Consider the following 17,503-nt stretch of genomic DNA (forward strand, 5'->3'; position numbering starts at 1 on the left):
ACCATGACGCCAACTCCCCGGCCCTTCAGCCAATTCGTGGTGAAGGTCCACAGCCGGTGTGATCTCGCCTGTGATCACTGCTACGTGTACGAGCACGCCGACACCAGTTGGCGGCGACGCCCCAAGGTCATCGATGAAGAAGTGCTGAACATCATCGCCGAGCGGATCAGCGAGCACGCGGCCGCCCACCGGCTGCCTGTTGTCCGGGTCGTCCTGCACGGGGGAGAACCCCTGCTCGCCGGCCCGGACCGGTTGCGCCATGCCGCCGAGGCGCTCCGGGCGGCACTGCCGCCCGGCTGCGCACTGGACCTGCGCATCCACACCAACGGCGTCCAACTCTCCGACGCCTACTGCGAACTCTTCGCCGAGCTGGGCGTGAAGGTCGGCATCTCGCTGGACGGCGACCGGGTCGCCAACGACCGTCACCGGCGTTTCGCCGACGGGCGCAGCAGCCACCCGATGGTGCTGCGGGCCGTTGAGCTGCTGCGCAGGCCCGAGTACCGACACCTGTTCGCCGGGCTGCTGTGCACCATCGACATCGAGAACGACCCGGTCGCGGTCTACCGGGCGCTGGTCGAGCTGGAGCCCCCGGCCGTCGACTTCCTGCTGCCGCACGCCACCTGGGAGGAGCCGCCGAAGCGCACCCCCGGCGGCGGCGAGGCCCCCTACGGCGACTGGCTGCTGGCAGTGCACGCGCGGTGGGAGGCGGACGGGCGCCCGTTCGCCGTCCGTACCTTCGAATCGGTGCACCGGACGCTGCACGGGCTGAGCAGCCTCACCGAGTCGCTCGGGCTGGAGCCCTCCGACCTCGTCGTCCTGGAGACGGACGGCAGCTTCGAACAGGCCGACAGCTTGAAGACCGCCTACGACGGCGCTCCCGAGACCGGGCTCGACGTCTTCTCGCACAGCCTCGACCAGGTGGCGCTGCACCCGGGCGTCGTCGCCCGCCAGTCCGGGCTGGCCGGGCTGAGCGCGACCTGCCGGGCCTGCCCGGTGGTGCGCAGCTGCGGCGGCGGCCTGTACGCCCATCGGTACCGGGCCGACACCGGCTTCGACAATCCCTCCGTCTACTGCGGTGACCTCATGAAGCTCATCACTGAACTGACCGACAGGACCGAGCCCGTGGTGCCTGCACAGAGCGGCGAACCGGTGCTGCCGGACGCCCTCGACGAGCGGCAGCTCGACCAGCTCGCGCGCGGCTACGGGGACGAGGAGACCGTGCGGGCGTTGTCCCGCTCCCAACTCTCGCTGACCCGGGCGATGCTGGCCGCCGCCTGGGACGCCTCCGGGCGGGGGCGGGCCGAGGCGTGGGGGTTGCTGTCGGAGCTGGACGGCGCGGCGCCCGCGGCCGTGGACGCGGTGCTGGCGCATCCGTACGCGCGGGCGTGGGCGGCGCGGCGGCTGGCTGGGGATCTGTCGGTCGGGCTGGGGGAGTTGGCGGCGCTGGCCGCCGCGGCGGCGGTGCGGGCCGGGCGCGGGGACAAGGTCGCGGTGCCGGTGCGGGGCGGGTGGCTGCACCTGCCGACGCTGGGGCGGATCGCGGTGCCGGACGGGGAGACGGTGGTCACCGGGCTGGCGGACGGGTTCGAGGTGCGGGCCTCGGACGGGTCGGTGTTCACGGCGCTGGACCAGCCGCTGCGGCGGGTCCGCCTGGCGGGCGGCTGGACGGTCGCGCTGGAGGACGTCGACCCGCTGCGGGACAGCCACGACCACGCCTGCGCCGAGCGGCTGTCGGACGGCGAACTGCTGGGCTGGACGGGTGCGTTGCGGGAGTCCTGGGAGCTGCTCGGGCGGGACCTGCCCAGGTACGCGGAGGGCATCCGGGCGGGGCTGGCGACGGTGACGCCGTTGCGGCCCGGGCCTCAGGGCCGGGACGTCAGCTCGGCGGCCCGGCAGGCGTACGGCGCGGTGGGCATCGCCCGGCCCGCGACGGCGCCGACGCTGGCGCTGCTGCTCGCGCACGAGTTCCAGCACGTGAAGCTGGGCGCGGTGCTGGACCTGTTCGATCTGTACGACCGGGCCGACGACCGACTGTACTTCGCCCCCTGGCGGCCCGATCCGCGCCCGCTGGAGGGGCTGCTCCAGGGGACGTACGCGCACCTGGCGGTGACCGAGTACTGGGGCACCCGGTCGGCCGCGTACGACGGGCTGCCGGGCGAGGCCGCCGACCGGGCGCGGGCGCAGTTCGCGCTCTGGCGGCGGTACACGGCGGAGGCGGTCGAGCGCCTGGCCGAGTCGGGGACGCTGACCGCGCTCGGTCGGCGTTTCGCGGACGGGATGCGGGAAAGTGTCTCCCCGTGGCTCGCGGTGCCGCTGCCGGCGGAGGCGGAGCGGGGCGCCGAGCGGGCGCGCCGGGAACGTGGTCAACTCCCGCTTGCCGGAGCCTGATCCGGATTCGAAGGAGCTGCTGTGCTGTCTGCCGCCGTCCTCGCCGATCGGTTCGCCCGGCTGGGTGTCCGTCCGGGCATGGTGCTGCACGTCCAGGCGTCGCTGCGAACGCTCGGGCCGGTCGAGGGCGGGGCGGGCGGTGTGGTCGACGCCCTGCTCGAAGTCCTGGGCACGGAGGGGACGTTGGTGGCCTACACCGCCACGCCCGAGAACTCCTCGACCTCGCGGATCTACCAGGCCGCCGTCGCCGGGCTGTCCCCGGCCGAGGCCGAGGCCTATCGGGAGCGGATGCCGCGCTTCGACCCGGCCGCCACTCCGGCCTCCCCGACCATGGGCGCGCTGTCCGAGGAGATCCGCACCCGGCCGGGCGCCCTGCGCAGCGGTCACCCGCAGACCTCCTGGGCGGCGGTCGGCCCGTTGGCCGCGGAGATCACCGCCCACCATCCTCTGACGTCCCACCTTGGCCCGGATTCCCCCCTGGGCCGCCTCTACGACCTCGATGCCCGGGTGCTGCAACTCGGCGTCGGGATGGCCCGCTTCACCGCTTTCCACCTCGCCGACCTGCGCCAGCCCGGTGTGCAGGTCCGTGAGTACCGCTGCGTCGCCCCCGAAGGCTGGACCACCTTCCAGGCCCCCGACCTGGACGATCTGCACTTCGCCGACCTCGGTACCCGCGTCCTCGCCGCCGCCACCGGCGTCACCTCCGCCCGTATCGGCACCGCCGACTGCCGCCTCGTGCCGGTCCGGGAGGCCGTCGACCTCGCCGACCGGTTCCTCCGCACCCCCACCGACACCTGATCCCGCCGTCCCCCGGTCACCCGTCGCCGTGTCGTGAAGAAGCCCCCGCCGGCCTTCACTGGGCGGGGGCGGAGCCAGGGGCAGTCAGTGGTCGAGGTCGACCGTGAAGCGCCTCGTACCCGGAGCGATCGTGTCGGCGTGGATCTGGCCGCGAGCCCGGTCGAACTCCCCGGTGCCTCCGGTGATCCCGTTGTCGAACGACGGGGGAGGGCCCGGGTTGAGGAACCCGAGGACGAACCCCTGCGAGGAGAGCTGGCCGCCCGGGAGGTTGTAGGTCACGGAGCACTCCTCGGCGCCGCCGTTGTCGACCCGGGTGGTGACGCAGGTGCCGCCGGTTTCACCGATCTGCTTGCCGTCCTGGTCGAAGAGGATCGAGCGGAAGACGGCCCGATCACCCTGGGCGGGGGCGCCGCCGGGGTTGACGGGGAAGTAGGTCTCCTCAGCGAGGTGGCCGATGAGTGTGAAGGTCCGGTCCTTGCCCTTGGCGGGGGCGGAATCGGTGTCCGTTCCGGCGGCGGCCGCGACGGGGGCGCAGGCGAGAAGAGTGGCCAGGGCAGTGGCCGTGCCGAGACAGGCTGCTCTGATGGGGCGCATCGTGGCTCCAGAGGCTGATGTTCACGGGTGGTCGGATGACGAGCGGTCATCCGATCGCATTCATAACCTCGCTTCTTCCGCCGCCCGGAACGTCCTGGCGCGACCCACCGGCAGGTCCGACCGATCGGACCAACCCGACCTTCTCCCGGCTGGTCGGCCTGTTCGTGCGCCCCGGCGACGCCGCCATAGCGTTCACTCTCAATCCATTGCAACGTGCGGGATGGGTGTCGTTGCATTTCCGACAGTTCCGTTGCAATGATTTATCGACTCTGAGCTGCGGCAATGGAAATGTGTTCTGCTGACCTCGGGCCTCACCCGGTTGCCCGTCGCCGCTTCGGCATCGTCGAAGCGGCGGTGTTGCTTCGAGTCCGAGGTTCAGTGGCCGGGCTTGTAGTCGCGGTTCCCGCCGACGACGGCGCCGAAGGCCTTCTCCACCCACTGGGCGCAGTTCTTGCAGGGCGGCGCGACCCTCTCGTTCACATCGACGGTCCTGAGCAGGTAGAACTTGGGGTTGAGCCCCTTGGTGACCATCTTCATGTAGAGGTGTGCCTCCGCGCAGTTGTGCGGCGGCCAGCCCTCCTGTCGCTCGATGTCCGCCCATGGCGGCCGCCACCCCTTGCCGACGGCGGACTCCTGGGCCGTTTCGGAGACTTCCTTGGCCTCCTGGGTGCCCCGCTGACCCCGCGAGAAGGTTTCGTAACCGCTGGTCGCCGTGATCGGCTCCTCGTCACGCTTCTTCCCGCCCTTGCCGCTCCTCGGCCTCAGCGGGGTCGCCGAGGCGAACTTCGTCGAGGGCTTCTGCGCGGCGACCTTGTCCATCTGGGCTCCGAGCGTCTTCTTCCTGCCCCTGGCACGCTGGAGCGCGTGGCCCACCGCGGTGTTGCCCACGGTTCGTTGGAGGGCGGCAGCCGCGGCCGGCGTCATGGGTGTGTCCCGGACGCGGGTTGTAGTGGCCTCGGGGCATCTGCGCAGCTGTGGCCGGGTCTTGGGCTCGGGCTTCCTGTCGTAGTCGCGCACGCCCACAAGGGTCATCGTTGGGACACGAGCAAGGGAAGGCCCGCGAGGGCAGCGTTGGCTGCCCTCGCGGGCCGGGGCAAGGAGATCCGACGGGTCTGCGCTGGAACGACGCCTCGACCGGCTCGTCCACCCGGCCCACGGACTCCTGTTGGAAGCGCTGGTCGTAGGCGCGGCGGATCTCCTCGACGGCGGCGCCCGCCGGCTTCGCCTTGGGAGTCGGGTACAACAGCATGACCAGGTAGGACCGTTCGTGCTCGATGGCGCCGTGAGTGTCCCGGTACTGGCCGCGCGCCTGCTCGACGGTGAGACCGGCGGGGAAGCGTGGAGTGACCACCGAGTCGACGAAGTCCTGGAACTCCTGGTCCGTGGCGGCGGGACCGCCGTCGAGCCGCTCGGTGCCGAAGAACGGCTCGGTACGGGTGTACGGATCGTGCGGCGCGGGCGGCGTACCGGCCGCGCCGGCGACGGGGGCGAGAGCCGCACCCGTCACCAGCACGGCGGTGCCGGCGAGCAGCCCGGCCCAGGTCCTGGTCTCCATGGCCTGCTCAACGGCGCCGACCTGGTCGGGCGATGCACCGGTTCAGTCGCACGGGCGAAGGCCGTCCGGCGGGTGACGGCTACGGGCGCCGCTGCCAGTCGGACCGGGTGAGCTCGTACTCGACCTCGCCGTGCTCGGAGCCGGGGATCGCGTCCGGCCAGTCGCCGGTGAAGTTCCGGAGGAACGACAGGCCGGACTTCTCCATCACGCGCCGGGAGCGGGTGTTGACGGCCATGGTGTTCGCGGTGACCCGCTCCACTCCGAGGTCGGTGAAGCCCTTGTCGATCAGCTCCCGCGACCCCTCGGTGGCGTAGCCCTTGCCCCAGGACGACTGGTTCAGCCGGTATCCGAGCTCCACGACGGCGGGGCTGTGCTCGTCGAGGGGGCGGAACTCGAACCAGCCGAGGAAGGTCCCGGTGGCCTTCTCCTCGGCGGCCCAGAAGCCACGGGTGCCGAAGCAGGGGTGGTCGTGGAGCAGGCGCGGCAGGACCTTCGTCTCGACCGTCTCCCGGTTGGTCGGCTCGCCGCCGTTGATGAAGCGCATGACCTCGGGGTCGTTGTCCAGCGCGAAGAGGTGATCAGTGTCGGCTTCGGTGAACGGGCGCAGCACGAGCCGCTCGGTCTGAAGGAAGAAGGCGTGCATGGCGTGATCTTTGCTGCCCGCCGCCGGGCCTGCCACCGGATATCCCCGTGCCCCGGCGGCGGGCCGGGGCACAGGGAGGAGGTCAGGCGACGAAGTGGTCGAACTCGCCGGCCTTGGCGCCGTTGATCCAGGCGTTGAGCTTGGCGCGGGTGGTGGTGACGATGGTGGTGGGGTCGTCGGACTCGCGGATGTAGACCAGCTCACCGGAAGAAGCGATTTCGACACAGTTGGTCTGGTCGTTGCTGAAGCTGGACTTCTGCCAGTTGAGCTGGTGCATGGCTATCTTCCCTGGACCTTGTAGCGGACGTGCTGGAGCAATCCCAGTGAGTCGCGCTGGGCTGGTGATGACTCGGACGTTGCGGCTGACAGGGGAGGTAGTGCCAAGCCCCTGAGTCGGTCGAACTTCCGATCAAATGTTGTCACGACCTCAGGATCGCCGATGAAGTCGCCGCCATGTGGGTGGTCGAGTAGAACGGTGTCAAGCCGGGCGTGCGCTGCCCGGATGAGGAGGAAGGAGCTGTCGTTCGAAGCGTACGTAGTGCAGTCGAACGGGAGGATCTGAATCGTCACGTTCGGCAGTCTGCTCATCTCGATCAGATGGTTCAGCTGGTCCCGCATGACCGCCGGCCCTCCGTACATCATGTGCAGGGCCGCCTCGTGGATCACAGCACGGTACGGCGGTGCGTTGTTGCCTGTCAGTACCCTGCAGCGCTCATGGCGGAACTCGACCATCTTCTCGTTGTACCCCTGAATGACCTCGCTGTAGGCCTTGGTCTGCAGGAGTCCTGGGATCAGGAGAGATTCGTAGGTATCCAAGGTGGTCGCGCGCATCTCCGCTTCGGCCAGATCGAGCGCGCTGCGCGTCGTGTGATGCTTGAACTCGGTCCACCAGCCTTTCCCCGAGCTCTCGCTCATGGCGACGAGACCAGCTCGGTACTCGGGGTCCGTGACCTTGCAGATGTCGAGCCAAGCATTCAATCGCTCAAGGTTGAGGCCAAGCCTGCCAGCTTCGGTGTGGCTGATGTTTGGACCCTTCACGCCCAGGGCCTCGCCGATCTCCAAGGCTGAGATGCCCGCGGCGTCTCGAGCGCGGCGGAGTTCCTCGCCAAAGCGGCGCTGTCGTTCGCTGATCCCAGTCCTGAACCCCATGGGCATACCTTCCCGCGATCCATGTCTACGCACAGTGTAGGTGCATGCGCGGAGAGTGTTGCAGAGTTGAGGTGAATTTGCCTATATTTCAGTCTCACCGTCGATCAGACGGATCGTCACTACATCGCTGGGAGATTCCCCATGTGTGACCCCAACCTCAACTCCCCCTCCCTCACCGTCGCCCGCGAGGCGTTGCGCGACAGCATGGAGCGCGCCGGGTACGCGCGCTCGGCGATCGCGGACGCCGAACTCGCCCTGGTGGAGCTGATCGTGAACGCCTGGCGGCACGGGCGGACGGCCTCTCCCGTCGTCCTGATCGCCGTCGGCGGCGGCACCCTCCGTGTCACTGTCGCGGACCGTAGCTCCGAGCTGCCCGAACAGATGAGGCCCGACTCGCTCGCCGAGTCGGGCCGGGGCCTCCAGCTGGTGGCTGGCCTCGCCCACCGGTGGGGCGTTGAGCCGCAGAAGCTGGGCAAGCGGGTCTGGTTCGAGCTGGACGGCGTCGTCGCGTGAACGCCCTGCACCCCATCCACCCGGCCGACCCGGCGATCCACCACCTCACCAGCCCGCAGATCACCGAGCTGATTGTGGAACTCCGCGCCGAGGGGCGCGAGTTCGGCCTTCTCTGGCCGTCCGCGAAGCCGGGCGAGACCATCCTGAACGGCCGGGTCCTCGTCAACCTCGGCAACGTTCCGGCCAGCACCGTGATCAACCTCCTCGCGCTGCTGCGCGAGTTCAAGCGGCATCGGGGTCGAGCGTGATCGGGCGCCCAAACCGGGGGTAGGCGCCAACCATGGCACGCGGCCCCGTCCGTCGAAGCGGGGCCCGCGCCGGGTGTCGGTACCCGTCCCTATGCTCAGCGGCATGCCAGATGCCTACACCGTGCTGTGGACCCAGGACACCTGCCGAGCTCTCCGCAAGGAAGGCCGCGTGGGTCAGCGGCCGCCCGTCGCCTACAGCGGGGTGCACCAGTCACTGCCCACATGGTCGGGCGCCCGCGCCGGGGACGAGGTGTACGCGCTGCACGTCAACCGGTGTGAGGTGTTCGTGGTGAGCCGGATGCGTATCGTCGACCTGGAACGCGGCGACTGCTGCGGCGCCGAGCCGGAGACCTGGCAGGACCCCGCGTTCCCCGGGCACGACGGCTGGCGGATGCTCGGCGCCGGCGGCTGCGGCGCCGAGGCCGTCCACGTGGACGCCACGCCCGTCCGCTTCGACCGCCCGATACCGGGCGATCTCCTCGGGCGGCTCACCTGGCGCAACCGCCGGAACCAGACCCGCGGGCTGAAGTACGTGGTGGACGGCCGCCTCGAACGCTTCGTCAGCCTCCAGGGGTTCTACCGGCTGACCCCCGAGTCGGCCGACGAGCTCGCGGAGCTCGTCGGCCCCTGACGTCCATGGAAGCGCGGTGGTTACGGCGTCACGGGCTCCAACCGGAGCCGTTGGTACGGCCAGGGTGGCGCCTCGACCGGGCCGAACCAGACGCGGACGTCCTCGCCGGTGCGGACGGGGAGTCGGGGGAAGTCGTTCTCGGCGTGCTCGGTGCGGTGCAGTGCGTGCTCGGGGCCCAGGTGCCGGGCGGAGTAGGCGTCGAAGCCGGCCGGCTCGGAGGTGTCGGGGTGGCAGACGGTGGCGAGCACCTCGCGGGCCCCTGCCGACGGCAGGAAGCCGGGCCCGCGCAGCAGCAGGACGTCGTCGCTGTCGACCATGGTGGCGTTGGCCGCGTCGCGGTGCTCCCGCCAGACCGGGCCGCCGTAGAAGGCCTCCAGTGCGCGGCGGCGCTCGGGCATGGAGGGGAAGGCGCGCAGCCAGACGAAGCGGTCCGGGTGGTCGAGGTCGCGGAACCGGCCGCCGACGGTGATGCCCACCGCCTGCTGGCCGGTCACGAACTCGCGCTCGAAGAGCTCGATCAGGGTCTCCCGGGCGCCTTGGTGCAGGGTGTACTGGCGCAGCTCGACGACGAGGCTCATGCGCCGCCCAGCCCGCTGAAGGCCGGACCGGTGCGGGTGAAGTCCATGGTCCAGTTGTGTTCCCAGGTCCGGCCCTCGTCGGCCGAGAACTCCTGCTCCCAGCGGGCCGTGTCCGGGCCGAGGCGGTACCAGGTGAAGTGCACCCGGATCGGGCGGCCGTCGAGGGTGTCATCGCCGTAGAAGTCGCCGCGGTCGCCGGTGAATCCGCCTGTCACCGGGGGGTCGAGCCGTCCCGTCCGGCTGTCGGACCAGTGGATCGACCACTGCTCCGTAGCGCGGTCGAACAGTCGCAGGGTCACGCCCCGGCGGTCGAGGGTGGGGAAGACGATCTCGTCGATGTTGCCCGCACCCCCGAACAGGGGCCGGATGACCGAGTGGCCGGGGAACTCCTCCCAGGTGCCGCCGCCGGTGAGCGGTGCGGTGAGGCGGCGGTTGGCCACGTCCCAGGAGCCGTGCAGGAAGTCGAAGTCGTTCATGGGGTGGAGGCTAGGGGCGCTCCACTGACATCCACTGTCAGTGGATATCGGGATACTGGGCGGCATGCGTGCGAGCCGACTGGTCAACCTGCTCCTGCTGCTGCAGAACCGGGGCCGGATGACCGCCCGGCAGCTGGCCGTGGAGCTGGAGGTGTCCGTCCGTACGGTCTACCGGGACGTCGAGGCGCTCGCAGGCGCCGGGATCCCGCTGTACGGCGAGGCCGGGCACGCGGGCGGCTACCGGCTGGTCGACGGCTACCGGACCCGCCTCACCGGGCTGACGGTCGATGAGGCGCAGGCCGCCTTCCTCGCCGCGCTCCCGGGCACGGCCGCCGAACTCGGCCTGGGCGAGGCGCTCGCCACCGCCCAGCTCAAGCTGCGGGCCGCTCTCCCGGCCGAGCTGCGCGAGCACGCCGGGCGGATCCAGGAGCGCTTCCTGCTCGACGCCCCCGGCTGGTACGGCGAGGCGGACGAGACCCCGCACCTGGCCGCGGTCGCCTCGGCGGTGTGGGCTCGGCGGGCGGTGGTGCTGCGGTACCGGCGGTGGCGGGCACCGGAGGAGATCGAGCGGCGGGTGGAGCCGTACGGGCTGGTGCTCAAGGCGGGCCGCTGGTACCTGGTCGCCGGCGGGCCGTCCGGGATACGCACCTACCGGGTCGACCAGGTGATCGAACTGCGGGAACTGGCCGAGGAATTCGCCGTTCCGGACGGTTTCGGGCTGGCCGCCTACTGGCAGGCCTACCTGGACGGCTTCCGCGCCCGGCTGCACACCGGGGAGGCACTGGTGCGCCTCACCCCGGAGGGCGCCCGCCGACTCGGGGTGGTACCCGCGAGCGGCGGCTGGACGGAGGCCCGGGTGCCCATCGAATCCATCGACCACGCCCACGGGGAGTTCCTGCGCCTCGGTGCCGACGTCGAGGTCCTCGAACCGGCCGAACTCCGCGACCGCATCGCCGAGACGGCCCGGAGACTGGCCGTCCGCTACCGGCGGTGAGAGCTCAGAGGTCGACGAAGTGGTCGAACTCGCCGTCCTTGGCGCCCAGGATCCAGGCGTTGAGCTTGGTGCGGGTGGTGGTGACGATGTGGGTGGGGTTGTCGGACTCGCGGATGTAGACGAACTCGCCCTCGGAGGCGATTTCGAGGCAGTTGGTGTTGGTGCCGCTGAAGCTCGACCGCTGCCAGTTGAGCTGTTCCACGGGTGCCTCCCCTGATCGTTTCGCGATGGCCGAAACGAGGGTACTGCTCAGGGAGCGGCGCAGCGGCATCGTTTCGGTCATGTCAATTCGTGCGGGTCGTTGTGCTATTCCATTGGGGTGTCAGTCGTTCCTACACTGAGACCCCGCCGCACGGGGGCTGCGGGAACCAGGTTGCCGACGGGCCCGGGGGAGGCACGTGTGACTGACCGTGGCTGGGACGAGGACGACGCCCGGCCGTACTTCTTCCTCTCCTATGCGCACACCCCCAAGTCCGGTGCGCGCGGAGCCGGTGACCCGAACCACTGGGTCAGGCAGCTGTACCGGGACCTGTGCGAGGCGGTGCTGCAACTCACCACCGTCCCGGCCGGGGTGCCGGTCGGGTTCATGGACGAGTCCATGCACCAGGGCGAGTTGTGGGCCGACCGGCTGTCGGAGGAGTTGGCGACCTGCCGGGTGTTCGTACCGCTGTACTCGCCCCGGTACTTCAACAGCGTGCCGTGCGGCCAGGAGTGGCACGCCTTCACCCGTCGTCCGGTCTATCCGGCGACCATCGACGCGGAGCGCACCAGCGGCATCGTCCCGGTGCTGTGGGCGCCGATGAGCCGCTACCGGCTGCCCGGGGTGGCCAGTGAACTGCAGTTCAACCACGCGAGTTTCGGGCCCGACTACGCCACCGAGGGCCTGTACGCGCTGATGAAGCTCAGCTACTTCCGCGCCGCCTACGAGCTGGCCGTGCACCGACTGGCGGCGCGGATCGTGCAGGTGGCGGAGGAGACGGTGATCCCGGTCGGGCGGCGGCTGGAATTCAACGGGCTGCCCAGCGCGTTCGACGTGTCCGCCCCGACCAAGCAGCTGCGGATCTCCGTACTCACCTACCACCAGGGCGAGTTGCCGCAGGACCGCAACCCCGACTTCTACGGCGCCCGGCGCACCGACTGGCACCCCTACCGCCCGGCCGGATCACCCATCGCGCAGCACGCCGTGCGCCTGGCCCGGCAGTTGGGGTTCCAGCCGACCGTGCACGAGTTCGACGACGAGGTCGAGTCCATCATCGAGGGCAACGCCGAGGCCCCCGGACTACTGCTGCTGGACCGGTGGGCGCTGCGCGACCCGCGCCGCCGTGAACTGGTCCGCCGTTTCGACCGCTCCGACGCCACCTGGGTGAGCGTGCTGGAGCCGTGGAACACCGACGACCGGGAGTGCCTCGAACGGGACGGCGAGTTCAGCGGGTTGTCCGACCAGACCCTGCGCAAGACCCGGCGCGCCGGCCGCCCCAGCTTCCTCGGGGTGACCGGCCCGACCGGGCTGAACACCCTGGAGGACTTCGACGACGCGCTGCCCCGGGCGGCGATGAAGGCCAAGTACGCCTTCGAGGGCCGCACCAGAGCCGAGCCGGAGGAGCCACCGGCGCCCCGGCCGAGTCTGCGGGAGGCCTTCCGGCGCGGGCCGAGTCCGCACGGATCGAACGGCCCGAACGGCCCGAACGGCCCGAACGGCCCGAACGGCTTCGAAGAAGGCGGGCACCGCGTCGACTCCTTCGGCCCGGACCCGCACGACCCCGACCGCAACGACCGCACCGACCGTGACAACGGCGATGACCCCGATGACGGGATGGCGCCCTTGGGAGGACCACGATGAGCGAGAACCGCACCAGGAACCTCCGCCTCGGCGGTCTCACCGCCGCCGAACTCGCCGCCCAGCGCGAGGCGGCCGGGCAGGACCGCAACGGCCGGATCATCACCTTCTATTCGTACAAGGGCGGCACCGGCCGCACCATGGCCCTCGCCAACACCGCCTGGATCCTGGCGGCCAACGGATTCCGCGTACTCACCGTGGACTGGGACCTGGAGGCGCCCGGCCTGGCCAAGTTCTTCCATCCCTTCCTCGACCCGGCCTCCCTGGCCGGCACCACCGGGATGATGGACCTGATCGCCGAGTACCGCGAGGAGGCGCTGCGCCCGGTCGAGCACGCCGAGGGCTGGCACCTGGACTTCGCGCGGGTGCACCCGCACGCGCTCTCGCTCTCCTGGCCGCACTTCCCGTCCGGCGGCAGCCTGGACTTCCTCTCCGCCGGCCAGTTCAACCGGGACTACTCCGAGGCCGTCACCCACCTCGACTGGGACATCTTCTACGACCGCTTCGACGGCGGGCAGTTCTTCGACGCCCTGAAGGCCGACATGGCCAAGCGCTACGACTACGTGCTGATCGACTCCCGCACCGGCCTGTCCGACATCGCCGAGATCTGCACCGTGCAGATGCCCGACGACCTGGTGGTCTGCTTCACCCTCAGCGACCAGTCCATCGACGGCGCCTCCCGGATCGCCCAGCACATCCACGACCGCTACCGCGAGCGCGGCATCCGCATCCTGCCCGTCCCGATGCGCATCGACGAGGGCGAGAAGGAGAAGGCGGACGCCGGCCGCGCCCTCGCCCGGGTCCGCTTCGACGGCCTGCCGTCCGGTCTGGGCGGCGACGAACTCGCCCAGTACTGGGGCTCGGTGGAGATCCCGTACCGGCCGTTCTACGCCTACGAGGAGATCCTCGCCACCTTCGGCGACCAGACCGGCACCCCCACCTCGATGCTGGCCGCCTGCGAGCGGCTCACCTCCATGATCACCGAGGGGCGGGTCAGCGGCCTGCCGTCGATGGACGAGGAGGTGCGGCTGCGCTACGTGGACGCCTTCACCCGCCGCCGCCCGTCCGTCCCCGCCGACCTCTACCTGTCCTACGTGCCCGAGGACCGGATGTGGGCGGACTGGATCGAGTCGATCCTGACCAGGGCCGGCTTCCGGGTGCTGCCGCGGGACCTCAGCGCCGGCACCGACCCGCGCGAGGAGACCGAGCGGGGCATCGACTCCGCCTACCGCACGGTCGCCGTGCTCTCGCCCGCCTACCAGCGCTCCCCGCAGGCGCGGGCGCTGTGGGAGTCGGTGGTCAGCTCCGACCCCTCCGGCACCCGGCGCCAGCTGCTGCCCGTCCGGGTCGGCGACGTCCGGCTCACCGCGCCGTTCAGCAACCGCAACCCGGTGGACCTGGTCGGCCGCGACGAGACGCAGTCGATCCAGAGCCTGCTGCGGGCGCTCGGCCGCGGCGACGTCGCGCTCGACGACGCCCCCAGCGGCGGGCCGCGCTTCCCCGGCAGCAAGCCCTCGGTGTGGGACGTCCCGCCGCGCAACCCCTCCTTCACCGGCCGCGCCGCCGTCCTGGAGCAACTGCGCAACCAGCTGCGCGGCGGCATGGCGGCCGTACTGCCCACCCCGCAGACCCTGTACGGGCTCGGCGGCGTCGGCAAGACCCAGGTGGCGCTGGAGTACGCCCACCGCTTCATGTCCGACTACGACCTGGTGTGGTGGATCGACGCCGAGCAGACCGAGCTGGTCGCCCCGGCGCTGGCCGAACTCGCCCGCCGGCTGGGCCTGCGGGTCGGCGACTCGGTCACCGAGGCCGCCGAGGCCGCCCGGGAGGCGCTGCGCCGCGGCGTGCCCACCTCGCGCTGGCTGCTGATCTTCGACAACGCCGACGAGCCCGCCGAGATCCGCCGGTTCTTCCCCGGCGGCTCCGGCCACATCCTGGTCACCTCCCGCAACCAGGCCTGGACCGGGCACGCCGAGGCGCTGGAGGTGGACGTCTTCACCCGCGGCGAGAGCGTCGAGCACCTGTGCCGGCGCGCCCGCAGCCTCTCCCGGGCGGACGCCGACCGGGTCGCCGAGGCCGTCGGCGACCTGCCGCTGGCCGTCGAGGTGGCCGCCGCCTGGCTGGACACCACCGGCACCCCGGTGGAGACCTACGTCGCCCAGCTGCACGCCGAGGCCGCCCGCGCCCTCGCCGTCGACCACCCCACCGACTACCCGACCCCGGTCGCCGCGACCTGGAACGTCTCGATCGGACGGCTGCGCCAGCAGTCCCCGGCGGCGGTGCGGCTGCTGCAGCTGTGCGCCTTCTTCGCACCCGAGCCGATCTCGATGAACCTCTTCTACAGCGACCAGATGATCCGTGCGCTGGTGAAGTTCGACGCCGACCTCAGCGACAAGTTCATGCTGGGCAAGGTGATCCAGGCGATCGGCCGGTACGCGCTGGCCAAGGTCGACGCCGGCAGCAACAGTTTCCAGGTGCACCGGCTCGTCCAGGCGGTGATCCGGGCCGGGATGAGCGACGACGAGCAGGAGATCGCCGTCCACGAGGTGCACCGCATCCTCACCGGCGCCCGGCCCGTCCTCGGCGACACCGACGACCCGGCCAACTGGCCCGCCTTCGACGAGATCTGGCCGCACCTGTCGCCGTCCAAGGCGCACAACTGCGACGAGGCGGACACCCGTCAGCTGCTCATCGACCGGGTCCGCTACCTGTGGAAGCGCGGTGAGCTGGACCGCGCCCGCGACCTCGGCCACGCGCTGGACGCGGAGTGGACCGGCAAGCTCGGCGAGGACGACCGGCAGACCCTGCTGCTGCGCTTTCAGCTCGCCAACGTGCTGCGCTCCCAAGGCAATTACGCCGAGGCGCTGGCCCTGGACGAAGCCACCCTGGAGCGCCAGCGGGCGCTGCTCGGCGAGCACCACCCGTACACCCTGATGACGGCCGGCTCGCTCGGCGCCGACCGCAGGGCGCTCGGCCGGTTCCAGGCCGCACTGGACCTGGACCAGGAGATCCTGGAGCAGTTCCGGGAGTTGTTCGGCGACGACAACCCGCGCACGCTCTCCATGGCGAACAACCTGGCGATCGACTACCGGCTGGTCGGCAACAGCGAGGCCGCCCGCGAACTCGACCAGGAGACCCTGGACCGGCGCACCGCCGTGCTCGGCCCCAGGCACCCCTACACCCTGTCCACCAAGTCCAACCTGGCCCGCGACCTGCGCGAACTCGGCGACTACCGCGGCTCGGTGGACCTGCTCCAGGAGGTCACCTCGGACCTCGGCGACGTGCTCGACCCGGACCTGCCCGAGAACCTGCGCAACGCCAAGTCGCTGGCGGTCTCGCTGCGCCGGATCGGCCAGCTCGCCGAGGCCCGCCGGATCACCAAGGAGACCTACGAGCGCTACCTGGAGCGCTACGGCGCCGACGCGCCCGACGCGCTGGCCTGCGCGCTCAACCTGGCCGCCGACCACAGCGCCTCCGGCGACAAGGAGGCCGCCCGGGACCTCTGCTCCACCGTGTTCGAGGGCCACCGCCGGCTGTTCGGCGACGAGCACCCGTTCACCCTGGCCTGCGCCAACAACCTGGGTATCTACCTGCGCGGCAGCGGCGACGTCCTCGGCGCCATCGAGCGCGGCCGGCTCACCGTCGAGGGGCTGACCCGCTCGGTCGGGGCGGAGCACCCGTACACCCTCAACGCGGTGATCAACCTGGCCAACGCCTACGGCGACGACGGGCGGATAGAGCTCGCCGAGGAGCTCGGCCGGGCCGCCTACCAGGGCCTGTGCGAGCGCTACTCGCCGCAGCACCCGGACGCGGTGGCCTGCGAGGCCAACCTGGCGATCACCCTGCGGGCGGCTGGCCGGCACACCGAGGCCGCTGAGCGGCGCGCCCGGGCGATCGCCGAGCTGATCCGGCAGCTCGGCGAGGAGCACCCCAACACGGTGTCGGCGCGCGGCTGGAAGCGGATCAACCGCGACCTGGAGCCGCAGCCGGTGTGACCAGGAGGGGGCGGGGTACGCTGCCGAACCATGAGTGACACCCCGCCCCCGGTCCTGGTCACCCGGCGTCTCGCGCCCGGCGTCATCGAACGGCTCACCGCCCGGTACGCCGTCACCTTCCGCGACACCGACGTGCAGATGGACCGGGCCGAGCTGCTCGACGCCGTCCGCGGCCGCCGGGCCGTGCTCACCACCCTGAACGACCGGGTGGACGCGGAGTTCCTGGAGGCGGCGGGCCCTCAGCTGGAGATCGTCGCCAATCACGCGGTGGGCTTCCACAACATCGACCTGGCCGCCTGCGCCGAGCGCGGCGTGCACGTCACCAACACCCCCGGGGTGCTCACCACCGCCACCGCCGAGACGACCTGGGCGCTGCTGCTGGCCGCCACCCGCCGGCTCGGCGAGGGCGAGCGCCTGCTGCGCTCGGGCACCCCCTGGACCTGGGGGCCGAACTTCCTGCTCGGCCTGGAGCTGGCAGGCACCCCGCTGGGCATGCTCGGCATGGGCCGGATCGGGCAGGCGGTGGCCCGCCGGGCCCGCGCCTTCGACATGCCGGTGAGCTACCACAACCGCCGCGAACTGCCGCCGGAGCAGGCCGAGGGCGCCGAGTGGAAGCCGCTGGAGGAGCTGCTCGCCACCTCCACCGTGCTGGTCGTCACCTGCCCGTGCACCGAGGAGACCCGGCACCTGCTGGACGCCCGCCGGCTGGCGATGCTGCCGCGCGGCGCGGTGGTGGTCAGCATGACCGCCGGCGTGGTGGACGAGGAGGCCCTCGCCGCCGCGCTGGAGTCCGGGGCGCTGTTCGCCGCCGCCGTCGACAACTTCGAGCACGAGCCGGACGTCCCGGCCGCCCTGCTCGCCCAGGAGCGCGCGGTGCTGGCCCCGCACCTGGGCAGCGCCACCGTCCGCACCCGGCAGGCGATGGGCGGCCTCGCGGTGGACAACATCGTGGCCGTACTGGGCGGGGGCGAACCCTTGACCCCGGTGAAGGCCTAGCCAAGCCCTGGTCCTAGGAGCGTGTCTCAGTAACCGGCAACCCGCGTGCGTCTCGTGATCATTCGTGCGGAATGATCACGGTATGCGCGATGGGGATGGGCTGTTCGA

Annotated in this window: 17 protein-coding genes and 1 pseudogene; 9 read left to right on the forward strand and 9 right to left on the reverse strand. The window is 71.2% G+C overall.

Going from position 1 to position 17,503, the window contains the following annotated elements; all coding sequences use genetic code 11:
- Positions 1 to 3: 3 nt before the first annotated feature.
- Positions 4 to 2,388: an FxsB family cyclophane-forming radical SAM/SPASM peptide maturase gene (locus ACGF12_RS23815; protein ID WP_393033502.1), complete on the forward strand. Its 2,385-nt coding sequence runs from the start codon at positions 4 to 6 to the stop codon at positions 2,386 to 2,388.
- Positions 2,389 to 2,409: 21 nt separating this feature from the next.
- Entirely contained in the window at positions 2,410 to 3,186 is a 777-nt protein-coding gene (locus ACGF12_RS23820) for an aminoglycoside N(3)-acetyltransferase (protein ID WP_393033505.1), read from the forward strand.
- Positions 3,187 to 3,270: 84 nt separating this feature from the next.
- Here ACGF12_RS23820 and ACGF12_RS23825 read toward each other — a convergent pair whose 3' ends face one another.
- The 6 genes and pseudogenes from ACGF12_RS23825 to ACGF12_RS23850 all read right to left on the reverse strand — a co-directional run bounded on the left by ACGF12_RS23825 (position 3,271) and on the right by ACGF12_RS23850 (position 7,127).
- Positions 3,271 to 3,780 carry a hypothetical protein gene (locus tag ACGF12_RS23825; protein WP_393033508.1) on the reverse strand — a complete coding sequence of 170 codons (510 nt, stop codon included), beginning with the start codon at positions 3,778 to 3,780 and terminating at the stop codon, positions 3,271 to 3,273.
- 375 nt (positions 3,781 to 4,155) lie between these two features.
- Complete coding sequence (locus tag ACGF12_RS23830) at positions 4,156 to 4,797, reverse strand: hypothetical protein (RefSeq protein ID WP_393033566.1); 642 nt, start codon at positions 4,795 to 4,797, stop codon at positions 4,156 to 4,158.
- A 115-nt stretch (positions 4,798 to 4,912) separates the two neighbouring features.
- Positions 4,913 to 5,335: pseudogene (locus tag ACGF12_RS23835) on the reverse strand (DUF3574 domain-containing protein); the annotation flags it as partial.
- Between the two features lie 79 nt (positions 5,336 to 5,414).
- Positions 5,415 to 5,978, reverse strand: a complete 564-nt coding sequence (locus tag ACGF12_RS23840; RefSeq protein ID WP_393033511.1) for a GNAT family N-acetyltransferase — start codon at positions 5,976 to 5,978, stop codon at positions 5,415 to 5,417.
- An 82-nt stretch (positions 5,979 to 6,060) separates the two neighbouring features.
- On the reverse strand, positions 6,061 to 6,255 hold the full coding sequence (locus ACGF12_RS23845; RefSeq protein ID WP_393033514.1) for a DUF397 domain-containing protein: 195 nt from the start codon (positions 6,253 to 6,255) through the stop codon (positions 6,061 to 6,063).
- A gap of 2 nt (positions 6,256 to 6,257) precedes the next feature.
- Positions 6,258 to 7,127 carry a helix-turn-helix domain-containing protein gene (locus ACGF12_RS23850; RefSeq protein ID WP_393033517.1) on the reverse strand — a complete coding sequence of 290 codons (870 nt, stop codon included), beginning with the start codon at positions 7,125 to 7,127 and terminating at the stop codon, positions 6,258 to 6,260.
- Between the two features lie 141 nt (positions 7,128 to 7,268).
- On the opposite strand from ACGF12_RS23850, the gene ACGF12_RS23855 reads away from it, so the two are divergent.
- The 3 genes from ACGF12_RS23855 to ACGF12_RS23865 all read left to right on the forward strand — a co-directional run bounded on the left by ACGF12_RS23855 (position 7,269) and on the right by ACGF12_RS23865 (position 8,519).
- The gene (locus ACGF12_RS23855) at positions 7,269 to 7,640 is read left to right on the forward strand and encodes an ATP-binding protein (RefSeq protein WP_393033520.1); all 372 of its coding nucleotides are present in this window, start codon (positions 7,269 to 7,271) and stop codon (positions 7,638 to 7,640) included.
- Positions 7,637 to 7,888: a hypothetical protein gene (locus tag ACGF12_RS23860; RefSeq protein WP_393033523.1), complete on the forward strand. Its 252-nt coding sequence runs from the start codon at positions 7,637 to 7,639 to the stop codon at positions 7,886 to 7,888. Before ACGF12_RS23855 ends, ACGF12_RS23860 begins: the two co-directional genes overlap by 4 nt.
- Positions 7,889 to 7,991: 103 nt before the next feature.
- The gene (locus ACGF12_RS23865; protein ID WP_393033526.1) at positions 7,992 to 8,519 is read left to right on the forward strand and encodes a hypothetical protein; all 528 of its coding nucleotides are present in this window, start codon (positions 7,992 to 7,994) and stop codon (positions 8,517 to 8,519) included.
- Between the two features lie 20 nt (positions 8,520 to 8,539).
- On the opposite strand, the gene ACGF12_RS23870 is transcribed toward ACGF12_RS23865, so the two are convergent.
- Both ACGF12_RS23870 and ACGF12_RS23875 read right to left on the reverse strand, forming a co-directional pair.
- On the reverse strand, positions 8,540 to 9,097 hold the full coding sequence (locus ACGF12_RS23870) for an NIPSNAP family protein (protein ID WP_393033529.1): 558 nt from the start codon (positions 9,095 to 9,097) through the stop codon (positions 8,540 to 8,542).
- Complete coding sequence (locus tag ACGF12_RS23875; RefSeq protein WP_393033532.1) at positions 9,094 to 9,573, reverse strand: hypothetical protein; 480 nt, start codon at positions 9,571 to 9,573, stop codon at positions 9,094 to 9,096. Before ACGF12_RS23875 ends, ACGF12_RS23870 begins: the two co-directional genes overlap by 4 nt.
- Before the next feature lie 64 nt (positions 9,574 to 9,637).
- Between ACGF12_RS23875 and ACGF12_RS23880 the strand changes: the two genes are divergently transcribed.
- Positions 9,638 to 10,567, forward strand: a complete 930-nt coding sequence (locus tag ACGF12_RS23880; protein WP_393033535.1) for a helix-turn-helix transcriptional regulator — start codon at positions 9,638 to 9,640, stop codon at positions 10,565 to 10,567.
- Positions 10,568 to 10,571: 4 nt separating this feature from the next.
- Here ACGF12_RS23880 and ACGF12_RS23885 read toward each other — a convergent pair whose 3' ends face one another.
- Positions 10,572 to 10,769 carry a DUF397 domain-containing protein gene (locus ACGF12_RS23885; RefSeq protein WP_393033538.1) on the reverse strand — a complete coding sequence of 66 codons (198 nt, stop codon included), beginning with the start codon at positions 10,767 to 10,769 and terminating at the stop codon, positions 10,572 to 10,574.
- 198 nt (positions 10,770 to 10,967) lie between these two features.
- Between ACGF12_RS23885 and ACGF12_RS23890 the strand changes: the two genes are divergently transcribed.
- Genes ACGF12_RS23890 through ACGF12_RS23900 form a run of 3 tightly spaced genes read left to right on the forward strand, consistent with a single transcriptional unit; the run spans position 10,968 to position 17,395 of the window.
- Positions 10,968 to 12,407, forward strand: a complete 1,440-nt coding sequence (locus ACGF12_RS23890) for a TIR-like protein FxsC (RefSeq protein WP_393033541.1) — start codon at positions 10,968 to 10,970, stop codon at positions 12,405 to 12,407.
- Positions 12,404 to 16,399 (forward strand): FxSxx-COOH system tetratricopeptide repeat protein, encoded by a 3,996-nt coding sequence (gene fxsT, locus ACGF12_RS23895; protein WP_393033544.1) that lies wholly within the window; start codon positions 12,404 to 12,406, stop codon positions 16,397 to 16,399. Before ACGF12_RS23890 ends, fxsT begins: the two co-directional genes overlap by 4 nt.
- Before the next feature lie 30 nt (positions 16,400 to 16,429).
- The gene (locus tag ACGF12_RS23900; RefSeq protein ID WP_393033547.1) at positions 16,430 to 17,395 is read left to right on the forward strand and encodes a 2-hydroxyacid dehydrogenase; all 966 of its coding nucleotides are present in this window, start codon (positions 16,430 to 16,432) and stop codon (positions 17,393 to 17,395) included.
- Positions 17,396 to 17,503: the final 108 nt, after the last annotated feature.

Source organism: Kitasatospora sp. NPDC048296, from assembly GCF_043201815.1.
Classification (GTDB): Bacteria; Actinomycetota; Actinomycetes; order Streptomycetales; family Streptomycetaceae; genus Kitasatospora.